This is a genomic window from Noviherbaspirillum sp. (genome assembly GCF_035254865.1).
Classification (GTDB): Bacteria; Pseudomonadota; Gammaproteobacteria; order Burkholderiales; family Burkholderiaceae_D; genus Noviherbaspirillum.
The window spans coordinates 61,365-75,864 of sequence record NZ_DATFAF010000043.1; the positions used below are offsets into that span (position 1 = coordinate 61,365).

General features: G+C 56.1%; 15 protein-coding genes. 6 read left to right on the forward strand and 9 right to left on the reverse strand.

Features of this window, described 5'->3' with window-relative positions; all coding sequences use genetic code 11:
- Position 1: 1 nt before the first annotated feature.
- The 9 genes from VJ651_RS11435 to VJ651_RS11475 form a co-directional block, all read right to left on the reverse strand.
- Positions 2 to 712 (reverse strand): ABC transporter ATP-binding protein, encoded by a 711-nt coding sequence (locus tag VJ651_RS11435; RefSeq protein ID WP_324107582.1) that lies wholly within the window; start codon positions 710 to 712, stop codon positions 2 to 4.
- On the reverse strand, positions 713 to 1,477 hold the full coding sequence (locus VJ651_RS11440) for an ABC transporter ATP-binding protein (protein WP_324107583.1): 765 nt from the start codon (positions 1,475 to 1,477) through the stop codon (positions 713 to 715).
- Positions 1,474 to 2,760 (reverse strand): branched-chain amino acid ABC transporter permease, encoded by a 1,287-nt coding sequence (locus VJ651_RS11445; RefSeq protein ID WP_324107584.1) that lies wholly within the window; start codon positions 2,758 to 2,760, stop codon positions 1,474 to 1,476. Before VJ651_RS11445 ends, VJ651_RS11440 begins: the two co-directional genes overlap by 4 nt.
- Positions 2,761 to 2,779: 19 nt before the next feature.
- On the reverse strand, positions 2,780 to 3,727 hold the full coding sequence (locus tag VJ651_RS11450; RefSeq protein WP_324107585.1) for a branched-chain amino acid ABC transporter permease: 948 nt from the start codon (positions 3,725 to 3,727) through the stop codon (positions 2,780 to 2,782).
- Between the two features lie 101 nt (positions 3,728 to 3,828).
- On the reverse strand, positions 3,829 to 5,073 hold the full coding sequence (locus VJ651_RS11455; RefSeq protein ID WP_324107586.1) for a branched-chain amino acid ABC transporter substrate-binding protein: 1,245 nt from the start codon (positions 5,071 to 5,073) through the stop codon (positions 3,829 to 3,831).
- A gap of 318 nt (positions 5,074 to 5,391) precedes the next feature.
- Entirely contained in the window at positions 5,392 to 6,636 is a 1,245-nt protein-coding gene (locus tag VJ651_RS11460) for a branched-chain amino acid ABC transporter substrate-binding protein (protein WP_324107648.1), read from the reverse strand.
- A gap of 80 nt (positions 6,637 to 6,716) precedes the next feature.
- Positions 6,717 to 8,369 carry a 3-(methylthio)propionyl-CoA ligase gene (locus tag VJ651_RS11465; RefSeq protein WP_324107587.1) on the reverse strand — a complete coding sequence of 551 codons (1,653 nt, stop codon included), beginning with the start codon at positions 8,367 to 8,369 and terminating at the stop codon, positions 6,717 to 6,719.
- Positions 8,370 to 8,491: 122 nt separating this feature from the next.
- Positions 8,492 to 9,067 (reverse strand): phosphohydrolase, encoded by a 576-nt coding sequence (locus tag VJ651_RS11470; RefSeq protein WP_324107588.1) that lies wholly within the window; start codon positions 9,065 to 9,067, stop codon positions 8,492 to 8,494.
- Positions 9,068 to 9,094: 27 nt separating this feature from the next.
- A complete protein-coding gene (locus VJ651_RS11475; protein ID WP_324107589.1) occupies positions 9,095 to 9,871 on the reverse strand; it encodes a class II aldolase/adducin family protein in 777 nt (258 codons plus the stop codon).
- 72 nt (positions 9,872 to 9,943) lie between these two features.
- On the opposite strand from VJ651_RS11475, the gene VJ651_RS11480 reads away from it, so the two are divergent.
- Genes VJ651_RS11480 through VJ651_RS11505 form a run of 6 tightly spaced genes read left to right on the forward strand, consistent with a single transcriptional unit; the run spans position 9,944 to position 14,438 of the window.
- A complete protein-coding gene (locus VJ651_RS11480; protein ID WP_324107590.1) occupies positions 9,944 to 10,762 on the forward strand; it encodes a Crp/Fnr family transcriptional regulator in 819 nt (272 codons plus the stop codon).
- Between the two features lie 15 nt (positions 10,763 to 10,777).
- Positions 10,778 to 12,292 (forward strand): protein adenylyltransferase SelO, encoded by a 1,515-nt coding sequence (locus VJ651_RS11485; protein ID WP_324107591.1) that lies wholly within the window; start codon positions 10,778 to 10,780, stop codon positions 12,290 to 12,292.
- On the forward strand, positions 12,289 to 12,687 hold the full coding sequence (gene msrB / locus VJ651_RS11490) for a peptide-methionine (R)-S-oxide reductase MsrB (protein WP_324107592.1): 399 nt from the start codon (positions 12,289 to 12,291) through the stop codon (positions 12,685 to 12,687). The genes VJ651_RS11485 and msrB overlap by 4 nt, the downstream gene beginning before the upstream one ends.
- A gap of 19 nt (positions 12,688 to 12,706) precedes the next feature.
- Positions 12,707 to 13,327 (forward strand): septation protein A, encoded by a 621-nt coding sequence (locus VJ651_RS11495; RefSeq protein ID WP_324107593.1) that lies wholly within the window; start codon positions 12,707 to 12,709, stop codon positions 13,325 to 13,327.
- Complete coding sequence (locus VJ651_RS11500) at positions 13,324 to 13,608, forward strand: BolA family protein (RefSeq protein ID WP_324107594.1); 285 nt, start codon at positions 13,324 to 13,326, stop codon at positions 13,606 to 13,608. Before VJ651_RS11495 ends, VJ651_RS11500 begins: the two co-directional genes overlap by 4 nt.
- A gap of 53 nt (positions 13,609 to 13,661) precedes the next feature.
- On the forward strand, positions 13,662 to 14,438 hold the full coding sequence (locus VJ651_RS11505) for a peptidylprolyl isomerase (RefSeq protein ID WP_292931612.1): 777 nt from the start codon (positions 13,662 to 13,664) through the stop codon (positions 14,436 to 14,438).
- The last annotated feature ends 62 nt before the right edge of the window (positions 14,439 to 14,500 follow it).

Below are 14,500 nucleotides of genomic sequence, written 5' to 3' on the forward strand. Positions count from 1 at the left end.
GTCACACTTCCAGCCATTCCTTGCGCACGTTGGCATTCTTGCGCAAGTCGTCCGGCGTCCCTTCGAACACGATGGATCCATGGCCCATCACGTATACCCGTTGCGAAATCTCCAGTGCGATCGCCAGTTTCTGCTCGACCAGCAGCACCGAGATCCCGCGGTTCTTCAGCTCCTTCAGGTACTCCGCCACAAGATCGACGATCTTCGGGGCCAGACCTTCGGTCGGCTCGTCGATCATGATCAGGTCAGGGTCGCCCATCAAGGTGCGGCACAAGGTCAGCATCTGCTGCTCGCCGCCGGACAACACGCCGGCCGCCGTGTTTTGCCGCTCCCTCAGGCGCGGGAACATCTTGTACATGTCCTCCATCGTCCAGCGCGCACTCTTCTTCGAACCCTTCGCTTTCTTTTCGCCCAGCATCAGGTTCTGCTCCACCGTCAGCGTCGGAAAGATATCGCGGTTCTCCGGAACGTAACCAAGTCCCTTGTGCGCGATTTCGAAGGATTTCATACCGGTGATCTCCTCGCCCTTGAAACGGATCGATCCGGTGACGTCGACTTGTCCCATCGATGCCTTGACCGTGGTTGACCGCCCTACGCCGTTGCGCCCCAGCAGGCTGACAATTTCCCCTTCGTCGACATGCATGTCGACGCCGTGCAGGACATGGCTCTTGCCATAGAACGCATGCAGATTTTTGATGTCCAGTAATGCCATTTATGCTGCCTCCACCGGCGCGTGGCCGCCCAAATACGCTTCCTGAACCTTCTGATTGGCGCGAATGTTGGTCGGTGTATCGCAGGCGATCACTTCGCCATACACCACCACCGCAATCTTGTCGGCCAGGCCGAATACCACGCTCATGTCGTGCTCCACCATCAGCAGCGTTTTGCCCACCGTGACCTTGCGGATCAGCTCCACCGCCGCGTCCGATTCCGAACGGCTCATGCCTGCCGTCGGCTCATCCAGCAGAATGACTTCTGCTCCGCCTGCAATCGTGATGCCGATTTCCAGTGCGCGCTGCTCCGCATACGTCAACAGCCCGGCCAGCGTGTCCCTGCGGCGCCTCAGACCAATCTGCTCCAGCACCTGTTCCGCGCGCTCATGCGCATCCTTGAGCCCGTTGAGCCGATGCCAGAAAGAGTACTTGTAGCCGAGCGACCACAGCACGGCGCAGCGCAGATTCTCGTATACCGACAGGCGGTGAAAGATGTTGGTGATCTGAAAACTGCGCGACAGGCCACGCCGGTTGATTTCGAACGGACGCAAGCCGACGATGCTTTCCCCATTCAGCAGCACGTCGCCCGAGCTGAGCGCGAAACGCCCCGATATCAGGTTGAACAAGGTCGATTTGCCGGCGCCGTTCGGTCCAATGATGGCGAATCGTTCCCCTTTCGGAACTTTGAGATTGGCGCCGCGGATGATTTCGGATTTGCCGAAGCTCTTGCGCACGTCTTTCAATTCGAGGGACAGGACGTTCATGCTTCTGCCCTCCGGATCAGTTCTTCGATTTCGGTACTCACTTCGCCCCACGCATGTTGAAATGCCTTCCTTGCATGCCATACGCCAAATCCGCCGATCGCCACCAGCACCAGCGCCGCAAACCAGCCGGACGGCCCTGCAGTGTCAACGACAAAACCGAGCAGCTTCATCTCGGTCCCGTTGACCGATTCCAGCGTCAAGTGGTACAGCATCTCGATCATCATCACCACGCCAAGCAGCGCAACCGCTCCCATTGCGCATACTGCCCACAAATGCGGCCACACGCGCTTGAACTTGCCGTATTTTGCGAGTCTCAGATTGAGCATGAGAATGCTCGCGACACCGCCGGGCGCATACATCACGATGATGATGAAGAACACGCCGACATACAATTGCCACGCATTGGTGTAATCGGACAGCATCACGGTCAGGAATACCCCGATGATCGCGCCCAGGATCGGCCCGAAGAAAAAGCCGATGCCGCCAATGAAGGTAAACAACAGTACGGCGCCGGAACGGACCGCACTGACGTTCTCCGCCGTGACGATTTCAAAATTGATCGCCGACAGGCCGCCGGAGATGCCCGCAAAGAACGCGGACAGGATCAAGGTCAGGTAGCGCGCCCATTGCGTGTCGTAACCGATGAACTCGACGCGTTCCGGGTTGTCCCGCACCGCGTTGATGATGCGCCCCAGCGGCGTCTGCGTGAACGCATACATGCCCACGGTTGCCAGGAACAGCCAGAACGCGATCAGGTAATACACCTGAATTTGCGGGCCATAAGTGATGCCGAGGAAAGGGTCGCCATAAACCCGGTTCGTGGAAATGCCGCCTTCGCCGCCAAAGAATTCAGGGAACATCAATGAACAGGCGAACACCAGTTCCACGATACCCAAGGTAATCATCGCAAAGGTCGTGCCGGATTTCTTGGTGGTGACGTAGCCGAACAATATGCCGAAGACCATCCCGGCCAGCCCGCCGATCAGCGGGATCATGGTCACCGGCATCCAGATCTTGCCCGCCGTCGCCAGATTCATTGCATGGATGGCGAAGAACGCACCCAGACCGGAATACACCGCATGGCCAAAGGAGAGCATGCCGCCCTGCCCCAGCAACATGTTGTAGGACAGCCCGAAAATCATCAGCGTGCCCATTTGCGACAGGATGGAAAGCGAGGCACCCTTGTTGAAAATCAGAGGCGCGACGATCAGGATCACAGCGAACATGCCCCAGATGATCCAGCGCGCCAGATTCATCGGTTTGTAGGACAGGCTGTTTGTCATTGCTAAAGTATTCATTGGTTCAGCCCTCACGCGTGCCCATCAAGCCACGCGGCCTGAAGATCAGAATCAGTACAAGCAGCAAGTACGGCAGGATTGCAGCGACCTGAGAAATTGTCAGTTTCCATAGTGGATACCCGAACGTATCGCTGGTGATTTGCGCACCGACCAACGAAAACAGATTGATAAAGGAATAGTCCAGCGCCACCGCGAAGGTCTGGATCACGCCGATCAACAGCGAAGCCAGCAAGGCACCGACGAGCGAGCCCATGCCGCCGACCACCACCACCACGAAAATGATGCTGCCCACCGTTGCCGCCATCGCCGGCTCCGTCACGAACGCATTGCCGCCGATGACACCGGCCAGGCCTGCGAGAGCGCAACCGCCCCCGAACACCAGCATGAACACACGCGGAACGTTATGCCCCAACGCCTCGACCATGTCGGGATGCGTCAGCGCCGCCTGGATCACCAGTCCGATACGGGTCTTGGTCAGCACCAGGTAGATTGACAGCAGCATCAGCAGCGCAATCAGCATCATGAATCCGCGATAAGTCGGGAACGTGGTGGTGTAGAGGGTGAACAGCGGACCGTCCAGTTCCGCGGGAATCGGATACGGTACGGCAGCGCGGCCCCAGACCAGTTGCACCAGTTCGACCATCACATAGGACAGGCCGAAGGTAAACAGCAACTCGGGAATCGGGCCGTATTTGTGTACCGAACGCAGGCCGTAGCGTTCGACCAGCGCGCCGATCAGGCCGACCGCCAACGGCGCAATCACCAGCGCCGGCCAGAAGCCGACCACCGAGCTGATCGCATAGGCGAAGTAAGCGCCGAGCATGTAAAAGCTGGCGTGCGCAAAATTAAGCACGCCCATCATGCTGAGAATCAAAGTCAGACCTGCCGACAACATGAACAGCAAGAGCCCGTAGCTCAAGCCGTTAAGTAAGGTAATTAATGTGAACTCCACGAAGCAACCCCTATTTCAAAATTCTTGTACGGCCGTACTATTTTCAACCCGCAAAAAAGCAGCGTGACGACGCATGCCGGCACGCTGCCCCAACAAAAAAATCAGGACGGACGTTTCATCTGGCAAGAGGTCGGCTGTGTCGCGACATAGGAGTCGAGCTTCACATCCGTCTTCCAGCCATAGCCGGTGTTTTCCTGATCGTACTTCACATCCTTGCCATTCACCTTGGTCCATGTAGCGATATAAAGAGGCTGCTGCAACTGGTGATCCGTCTTGCGCATTTCGACTTCGCCATTCAGGCTTTGTACCTTCATGCCTTCCAATGCAAACGCAACTTTCACAGGATCGGTCGACTTGGTTTCCTTGATAGCCTTGCCCAACATCAGCAAGCCGGTATAAGTCGCCATGACATAGTAATCGTCGTTGTACTTCTTCTTGTACGCTTCGACCAGGTCCTTGCCGACAAACTTCTCGTTGTTCACGTTCCAGTAGCCGGTATATTTCACGCGTTCGGCGCCTGCGGCACCCATTGCGGTCGGCACACCGGTGGTACTGGCATAGTAAGTGTAGAAGTTCGTCTTCAGGTCGGCTTCCTTCGCCGCCTTGATCAGCAACGCCAGATCAGCGCCCCAGTTGCCGGTGATGACCGTATCCGCACCCGAAGCCTTGATTTTCGCCACGTACGGCGAGAAATCCTTCACCTGTCCGATGGGATGGAGGTCATCGCCCACGATCTGGATGTCCGGGCGCTTGCGTTTCAGGTATTCCTTCGCGGCGCGGGTCACCTGGTGGCCGAACGAATAGTTCTGGCCGATGATGTACACCTTCTTGATGTTCGGATCCTTGGCCATGTAAGAGGTCATGGCCTCCATCTTCATGTCCGAATTGGCATCAATGCGGAAGTGCCAGAAACTGCATTTGCTGTTGGTCAGATCGGGATCGACGGCCGCATAGTTGAGGAACAGAACCTCCTTGCCGGGATTGCGCTCATTGTGCTTGTTAATGGCATCAACCAGCGCCAAGGCGACACCCGAGCCATTGCCCTGGATGATGTAACGGTAGCCCTGGTCGATCGCCGACTTGAGCTGGCTGAGCGATTCCTGCGGGCTGCCTTTATTGTCGAAGCCGACAATTTCAAACGTGTTCGGGCCCGCCCACTTTTCTGCGTTGGCCTTCTCCGCAATGAACTGCCAACTCTTGAGAATGCCTTGCCCGACTGGCGCGAAGGCCCCGGACAGCGGATCGATGAACGCCATCTTCACTACATCGGCACTGGCTGTCGCGGGGATGGCCAACGCGGCAGCCAATGAGACCGGAAAGATCAGGGATTTGAAGTGAGTAGCCATTTGTCTCTTCCTTATAGGTTTTTTGCGTACAGCTTATCGATGGATATACCCCGTGTAAAGCATTGAAATTGCGAGGTTTCAGCTAGGGCGTGTCATGGTCTTTTCCCTTCACGTGTACATCAGCATGGTGTAGTCTGAAAGGCCGTGAGCCGACCGCCGTATCGCTCCTCCCCGACGGCTGCATCGCTTGCATCGCAGTGCATCCCGGATATCAGGCGGCACTGCGCGATAAGGTGTGGCTATATTTTTTTGCCCACCGTTAGACGGTGGAGATCGGCATGGACTGCTTCAGTACCATGCCGATTTTGATGTGAGTATTTAGGACGGACGGGCCGGACGCTTCATCTGGCATGAAGTTGGCTGAGTGGCAACGTAGCTTTCGATCTTCTGATCGTTGCTCCAGCCGTAGCCGGTATTTTCCTGGTCGTACTTGATCTTCTTGCCGTCGACCTTGGTCCACGTGGAAATGTAGAGCGGCTGCTGCAACTGGTGGTCCACCGCGCGCATTTCAACGTCGCCGTTGATGGCCTTGACCTTCATGCCTTCCATTGCATAGGCAACTTTCACCGGATCGACAGAATTGGTGTCCTTGGCTGCCTTGGCGACCATCTGGATCACTGTGTACAGGTCGGCGACATAGAAGTCGTCGTTGTACTTCTTCTTGAATGCTTCGACAATTTCCTTGCCGGAGAAGGATTCGTTATTCGGGACCCAGTAGGCAACCTGCTTCACCATGCCCGCAGTCGCGCCACCCATTGCAGTTGGCACGCCCGAGGTGCCGGCATAGTAAGTGTAGAACTTGGCAGTCAGACCAGCATCCTTCGCGGCTTTGACGAGCAAGGCGAGGTCGGCGCCCCAGTTACCGGTAATGACCGAATCTGCACCGGATGCCTTGATCTTCGCGATGTACGGCGAGAAGTCCTTGACGGTTGCAATCGGATGGAGATCATCGCCGACGATCTGGACGTCAGGACGCTTGCGCTTCAGGTATTCCTTCGCCGCGCGTGTGACCTGATGGCCGTGCGCATAGTTCTGGCCGATGATGTAGACCTTCTTGATGCTCTGATCTTTCGCCATGTAGGAAGTCAGCGCTTCCATCTTCATGTCGGAGTTTGCATCGAAGCGGAAATGCCAGAAGCTGCACTTGCTGTTGGTGAGATCAGGGTCAATCGCAGAGTAGTTGAGGAAAACGATTTCCTTGCCCGGGTTGCGCTCGTTATGCTTGTTGACCGCATCGATCAACGCCAGTGCGACGCCCGACCCGTTGCCTTGCGCAATGTAACGATAGCCTTGATCGATCACCGTCTTGAGTTGATTCAGCGACTCCTGCGGGCTGCCCTTGCCATCGAACGCATTCACCTCGATGGTATGGCTGCCACCCCACTTCTGCTGGTTGGCCATCTCGGTAAACATACGGAAGGTATTGAACTGGTTTTGGCCGATAGGAGCAAATGCGCCAGACATCGTTTCGATCATTGCGATCTTGATGGTGTCGGCATGGACGGACGGCGCAAATGCAGCTGCCACGGAAAACGCCAGTACGAGGGGACGAATCTTTTTCATCATTTGTCTCTTTTCCTTACGAAGGTGCTTGTAGTTATAGAACGATGGCTGATTGGCTTCTGCTTTTCTACTTCATCATCTCAGGTAGTGGGTAGTTTGTACTCCTTGAATTGCTCGCGAATCCGGTTCTTCAAGACTTTGCCGGTGGCGCCGATTGGCAGGGCATCGACAAAAGCGACGTCGTCGGGTGTCCACCATTTTGCAATCTTGCCGTCATAGAATTTGATCAGCTCTTCCTTGGTGACTTCCGCGCCGGGTTTCTTCACCACGACGAGCAGGGGGCGCTCGTCCCATTTTGGATGGAAGACGCCGATGCACGCAGCCTGTTGCACCGATGGGTGCGCCATTGCGATATTTTCCAGGTCGATCGAGCCTATCCACTCTCCCCCCGACTTGATCACATCCTTGCTGCGGTCGGTGATTTGCATGTAGCCGTCAGGGCTGATGGTCGCGACGTCGCCCGTCGGGAACCAGCCATCCTGCAGTACATCACCGCCCTCCCCCTTGAAATAGCTGCTGATGATCCATGGCCCCTTTACCAGCAGGTTGCCATAGGTCGTGCCATCCCAGGGCAGTTCCTTGCCTTCGTCGTCGACAATCTTCATGTCGACGCCGAAGATCGCATGCCCTTGCTTTTCAAGGATAGCCTGCTTCTGCTCTTCCGGCAAATCGTAATGATGGCCCTGCAACGTACATGCAGTCCCGAGCGGCGACATCTCGGTCATACCCCATGCGTGAACCACTTCAACCCCGTACTGATGACGGAAGGTTTTCATCATCGCAGGAGGACAGGCGGAGCCACCAATGACGGTACGCTTGAAGGTGGAAAACTTGAGGTTATTTTGTCCTACGTGATTCAGCAGGCCAAGCCATACCGTCGGCACGCCGGCGGAGAACGTGACCTTCTCCTGCTCGAACAATTCATAAATCGATTTGCCGTCCAGAGCCGCTCCGGGAAACACCATCTTCGCTCCGGTCAACGGTACGGAATATGGCAGACCCCATGCGTTCACGTGGAACATCGGGACAACCGGCAGCACCGAATCCCGCGCCGAGACGTTCAGCGCATCCGGCATGCAGGATGCGTAGGAATGCAGCACCGTCGAGCGGTGCGAATAGAGGGCGCCCTTCGGATTGCCGGTAGTGCCCGAGGTGTAGCACAGACTGGAAGCCGAATTCTCGTCGAATACCGGCCATGCATACTGATCCGAGTTGTTGTTGATCAGATCCTCGTAGCACATCAGATTGGCGATCCTGGATTCCTTCGGCATGCGATCCCGGTCGCACATCATCACGAAACCCTTGGTCGTCTTGCAGCTTGCGGCAAACGCCTCGACCAGCGGCAGGAAAGTCATGTCGAAGAACAGGTATTGATCTTCCGCGTGATTGACGATGTAGGCAATCTGTTCGGGATGCAGACGCGGATTGATGGTGTGCATGACAGCGCCGGAACCGGAGATCGCGTAATACAACTCCATGTGGCGATAGCCGTTCCAGGCCAAGGTCGCAACACGGTCTCCCATCTTTACACCAAATCCGGTGAGTGCGTTCGCCATTTGACGTGCACGCTTGTGGCAGTCGCGATATGTGTATCGATGAATGTCACCTTCAACGCGGCGAGACACGATTTCATTGCCACCGAAGTAGCGGTCCGCGTGCTGAATGATGCTGGAGATGAGCAACGGCTGGCTCATCATTTGGCCCATCAAGGGGCTCTTTACATACTGCGACATGCTGCCTCCTGCTTCTAGTTAGAGTGTTGCCACTAAATTTATAGCGTGATTTTTGAACGACCGTACTAATATCGTCAATGACTTTCGATGGTGCGTCGCATCAATGTCCCTTACGCGACGTTTCATTCGGCAACTTTCTTGTAGATGGTATTTTTGGGACGGGCCATTACGCGGCGCAGCATGGGTTCGAAAAAGTCCAGCGGCAAGGTGTCGTATGTCGGATCGAAAGCCGGCGCGTCATACTTTTCACAAAACTCCAGCGTCGTGTCGTAAAGCGACTGGCCGGCGAATTGATCGCGAAGGTTGCGGTTCATGCCGAGATGATGGAAGAAATAATAGCCCTGGAAAATGCCGTGCTTCTCCACCATCGCGTGATTCTCCGGACTCACAAAAGGCTTCAGGATCGCGGCCGCGATGTCGGGATGATTAAAACTGCCGAGGGTGTCTCCGATGTCGTGAAGCAATGCGCAGACCACGTATTCCTCGTCTCTATCGTCGCGCCAGGCGCGGGTGGCAGTCTGCAGGCTGTGCGTCAAGCGATCGACCGGGAAGCCGCCGCAATCTCCATCCAGCAGGCGAAGGTGCGCAAGCACACGGTCGGGCAGCGCTGCTGCATAGGGTTTGAATTCGTCTGAAATGATTTTCCAGTCTTCCGCGGTACTCTCCTGCATGTCCCGGAATGCGGCGCGAGCGTGCATGCGTGTCTCCATGTTTTGTTTTCCTGTTCAAGTTCGATACGAAGGATCGATGCGATCCAGCCGCCGGAGCAAACCGGGCCAGGCCAGCATGCCGCCCTGGGATTTGGTCACGGTCTTTGCCTGCTTTTTTGCGCCGTTGACGATCTCCGGAGGGATAGGAATGAGATCGCCTCCGCCGGATTGCGCACGTATCTGGATCATGCAGGCCGCCTCGAACACATACATGTTGACAAACGCATCGGCAACCGTTTTGCCCAATGTCAACAATCCATGATTGCGAAGCATTAAATAATTTTTCTCGCCCAGGTCGGCGACAAGGCGAGGCTTTTCCTCGGCGTTCAGCGCTACGCCTTCATAGTCGTGATAGGCGAGACTGGACAAAACAAAAATGGACTGCTGCGAGATCGGCAGCAGTCCGTTCTTCTGGGCGGATACCGCAACGCCATTGATGCTGTGAACGTGCAGCACACACTGGGCGTCATGCCTTGCCGAGTGAATCGCCGAGTGGATGGTGAAACCGGCGGGATTGACCGGAAATGGCGACTCGTCGAGTTTGTTGCCATCAAGATCGATCTTTACCAGCGAAGATGCTGTAATTTCGTCGAACATCAATCCGTAAGGATTGATCAGGAACTGGTCTTCGGTTCCCGGGACACGCGCGGTGATGTGAGTGAAAATCAAGTCACTCCAGCCAAAATTCGCGACGAGCCGATAGCATGCGGCCAGATCGACACGGGCCTGCCATTCTTCGGCGGAGACCCTGTCCTTGACCGACGGGATGGTAAGCGTTTCAGGTGCGTTCATATGGGTGATGCCCTTCTCTGTCAAAATAACGTAAGGTGCCGTGGCTCATTGACGACCAAGCCAAGACGCTGAATGCAGTATCAGCAGATCGCACTACCCAACACTGTCAACTTTTTAACATTTCTCATGCCAATCAGAACCGTCGATGACATCGATAAGGCCGCCCTGCTGCGCAAGTCATGGCTCGCCGGCTTGCCTGAACAGGCCATCGTGGAAGCGGTGGATTGCGGAAGGCTTCGGGCAGTCGAGGACGGCACGCTCGTCCTCGCCCGCGGTGCTGCGGCCGACGGCCTGTACACGATCGCACGTGGTTCGGTACGTTTTACCCGCACCACCGCTGACGGTCACGCCACGACGATTGCCGTGTTCGATGCACCCAACTGGTTTGGCGAAATGTCGCTGTTCGATGATATGCCGCGTTCGCACGACGGACACGCTTTCGGACCGACGGTCCTCCTGTTTCATTCAAAGGCTGATTTCAAGCGCCTTGTGGCGCGCTACCCGGCAATCTGCGAACGGTTTGCGAAGATACTCAGCATGCGTCTGCGCGCAACATTTGACCTCGTGGAGGAAGCCTCGATCGCGCCATTGCAGCAGCGCCTTGCCCGACGCTTGCTGGAGCTGGCGCATATCAAGCCGTCGCCAATGAACGTGGCTACCATTCCAGGGGGACGCGAAGTGCCATTGACGCAGGAAGAGCTGGGACATCTGTTGGGCAAGTCGCGACAAAGCATTTCCAAATTGCTTCACATATGGGAACAGAAAGGCCTGGTGCAGACGCAATATGGCCGCATCTCCATCAAACAACCGGAGGCCCTGAACAAAGTCGCCTATCCAGACCACGCTGCATCGGTCTCCGCCAGGAAGCAAGCGGCGCACAAACGCGCCTGAGGACATGGAATCGCTATGAATGCACCTGAATGTAATATCGGCCTCCATCGCGTGGACGGCTTGCCGATTGAAAACTCTTTCGCGCGACTGCCGCCGGCGTTTTATACGCAACTGCGGCCCACCCCGGTTTCTTCACCTTATTTGGTTGGTGCAAGTGCCCGCGCAGCCGAATTGATAGGATTGGACCCCGCCGAATTCGCCAAAGAGAATTTTATCGAGGTGTTTGCCGGCAATCGCCTGATGCCCGGCTCGATCCCGCTCTCGGCCGTCTATTCGGGCCATCAGTTTGGCGTGTGGGCTGGGCAGCTTGGAGACGGCCGCGCAATTCTCCTGGGCGACGTGCCAGCCTGCGACACGGGCGAATCGGGCACATCGGGCCGCATGGAGTTGCAGCTCAAGGGTTCCGGCCTCACTCCCTACTCCCGTATGGGTGACGGTCGCGCGGTGCTGCGCTCTTCTATCCGCGAATTCCTGTGTTCGGAAGCGATGGCGGCGCTTGGTATCCCGACTTCGCGCGCGCTCTGCGTGGTCGGTTCGGACATGCTCGTGATGCGCGAGCTGCCGGAATCCAGCGCGGTTGCAACTCGCATGGCGCCGAGCTTCGTTCGATTCGGCTCATTCGAGCACTGGTATTACACGGATCGCCACGCAGAATTGAAGACGCTCGCGGATTACGTGATAGACCGGTTTTATTCTGACCTGCGTGACGCACCGAATCCATATCAAGCCCTACTCACAGAAGTGACGCGTCGTACCGCCGAGCTGATCGCGCAATGGCAGGCTGTGGGCTTCATGCATGGCGTGATGAATACGGACAATATGTCGATACTCGGCCTCACCATCGATTACGGGCCGTTCGGTTTCATGGAAGCCTTCGACTCGCGACATATCTGCAATCACAGCGACCAGCAAGGACGGTATGCCTATCACATGCAGCCGCAAATCGGACAGTGGAACTGCTTCGCGCTGGCCCAGGCGCTGCTGCCGCTGATCGGCGAGCCTGACGATGCACACGCCGCACTGGAAATCTACAAGCCGTCCTTCGACGCCAAACTGGATGATCTGTTGCACGCAAAACTTGGTCTGCAGACCAGGGAGCCGGACGACAGCACTTTGGTCGAAAGCATGTTCTCGCTGTTGCAGAACACACATGCCGATTTCACCTTGTTCTTCCGTCGCCTCGGCAACCTGGAGGTCGACAATCCATCCGCCGACGAGCCATTGCGCGACCTGTTCATTGATCGCCCCGCATTCGATGCGTGGGCAATCCGGTACCGGGCACGTCTGCGCAAGGAGAACAGCAAGGACACCGAACGCCGCCAGCGCATGCATGCGCTCAATCCGAAATTCGTGCTGCGCAACTATCTTGCCCAAATCGCGATAGAAAAGGCGCAAAATAAGGACTTTTCGGAAGTTGCAAAATTGCTCGCAGTGCTGGAAAAGCCCTTCGACGAGCAGACGGAAAACGAAAAATACGCCGATCTCCCGCCCGACTGGGCCAGCGAACTTGAAGTGAGTTGTTCATCATGACCGACAAGAAAATCGTCAAGACCGATGCAGAATGGCGCGCGACGCTCGATCCGCTTGAATACGAGGTCACCCGGCATGCCGCGACCGAGCGCGCATTCACCGGCCGATACTGGGATCATCATGAGCATGGCATTTACACCTGCGTCTGCTGCGGCACGCCACTCTTTGAATCGGATACCAAGTTTGATTCCAGCTGTGGCTGGCCCAGCTATTTCAAGCCGCTCAACCCGGAACATGTTTCCGAGCGCGTCGACCGCAGTCATGGCATGATACGCACCGAAATTCTGTGCAATGTCTGCGACGCCCACCTCGGGCACGTATTTCCGGACGGCCCTCCGCCAACCGGATTACGCTATTGCATCAATTCCGCATCCTTGCGTTTCGAACCCAAATGATGAAAGATCCTAACCCGACATGAAGTTTCTGTTCGATCTCTTCCCGGTCATCCTGTTTTTCTCCATGTTCAAATGGGGCGAAAGCAACCCGGATGCGGCCCAGGCGCTGGCGCAGCAATATTTGTCCGGCCTCGTGAACGGCGGCGTCGCCAGCGCAACGCAGGCGCCGATCATGCTGGCCACCGCCATTGCGATACTCGCCACCCTTGCGCAAATTCTCTATCTGCTACTCCGCGGCAAGAAAGTCGACACAATGCTGTGGGTGTCGCTCGCCATCATCACCGTATTCGGCGGCGCCACGATTTACTTTCATAACGAAACCTTCATCAAGTGGAAGCCGACCGTGCTTTACTGGTGCTTCGGCGGAGCGCTGCTGGTGAGCCAGGCATTGCTGGGAAAGAATCTGATTCGCATGATGATGGAAAAGCAGGTCAGCCTGCCGGATTCGGTGTGGCAGCGCCTCAGCCTTTCCTGGGCCGGCTTCTTCGGCGTGATGGGTTTGATCAACCTGTATGTCGCCTATAATTTTTCCACTGCCGCCTGGGTCAATTTCAAACTGTTCGGCTTCACCGGCATGATGTTCGCGTTCGTGATTGCTCAGAGTCTGTTTTTGTCGAAATATGTAAAGGATTCACGATGAGCAATCGTATCGAAAAAATGCGGACCAAGCTGATTGCAACTTTCGCCCCCCTCGAATGTCAATTGGAAGACGAATCGTACCTGCACGTCGGCCATGCAGGCGCCGCCTCGGGTGCCGGTCACTATAAAGTCAGGATCGTTTCCGAGCGTTTTGATGGCTTAAATCGCGTAGCGCGTCATCGGCTGGTGTATGATTGCCTCCGTGACATGATGCACAGCGATATACACGCTCTCAACATCATCGCATTCGCGCCGTCTGAAGCATCACAAGTATTAAAATAGACGCGCCCTTATTTCTCAACCTCACTCTTACACTGTAATTTTAGGAACAGATAATGACATTACAACCTGCTCGCTTGCTGATGCTGCTTGTTGCCGCCGTTGCGCTACCCGTCATGGCCCAGAACCTCGCCGTCGTCAATGGCAAGCCTGTCCCCTCTTCGCGTGCTGATACGATGATCAAGCAATTGGCAGCACAGGGCCAGCCGGATTCCCCGCAGCTACGCGCGATGGTCAAGGAAGAGCTGATCAACCGCGAAGTCCTGATGCAGGAAGCGGACAAGCAAGGCCTGAGCAACAGCCCGGATGTCAAGAACCAGGTTGAAATCGCCCGCCAGTCCATCGCGATTCGCGCTCTGGTCCAGGACTTCCTGAAGAAGAACCCGGTCAAGGACTCCGAGATCCAGGCTGAGTACGACAAGTTCAAGGCACAGGCCGGCGACAAGGAATACCATGCACGTCACATCCTGGTCGAAAAGGAAGACGATGCCAAGGCGATCATCACGAAGCTGAAAGGCGGCGCGAAGTTTGAAGAACTCGCGAAGCAATCGAAGGATCCGGGCTCGGCCAGCAATGGCGGCGATCTGGATTGGGCATCGCCGGCCTCATTTGTGAAGCCGTTCTCCGATGCGATGGTCGGTCTGCAAAAAGGCCAGATCACCGAAACCCCGGTCAAGACCCAATATGGCTATCACGTGATCAAGCTGGAAGATGTACGCCCCGCAAAGATCCCGACGCTCGATGAAGTGAAGCCGCAGATCGCGGAATCACTGCAGCAGAAGAAACTGCAGGCATACCAGGAAGGCCTGCGCAAGAAAGCCAAGATTCAATAAGCTGTCCAGCCATGAAAAAAGGCGCTTCATTTGAAGCGCCTTTTTTATTGTCGTGCGATTGA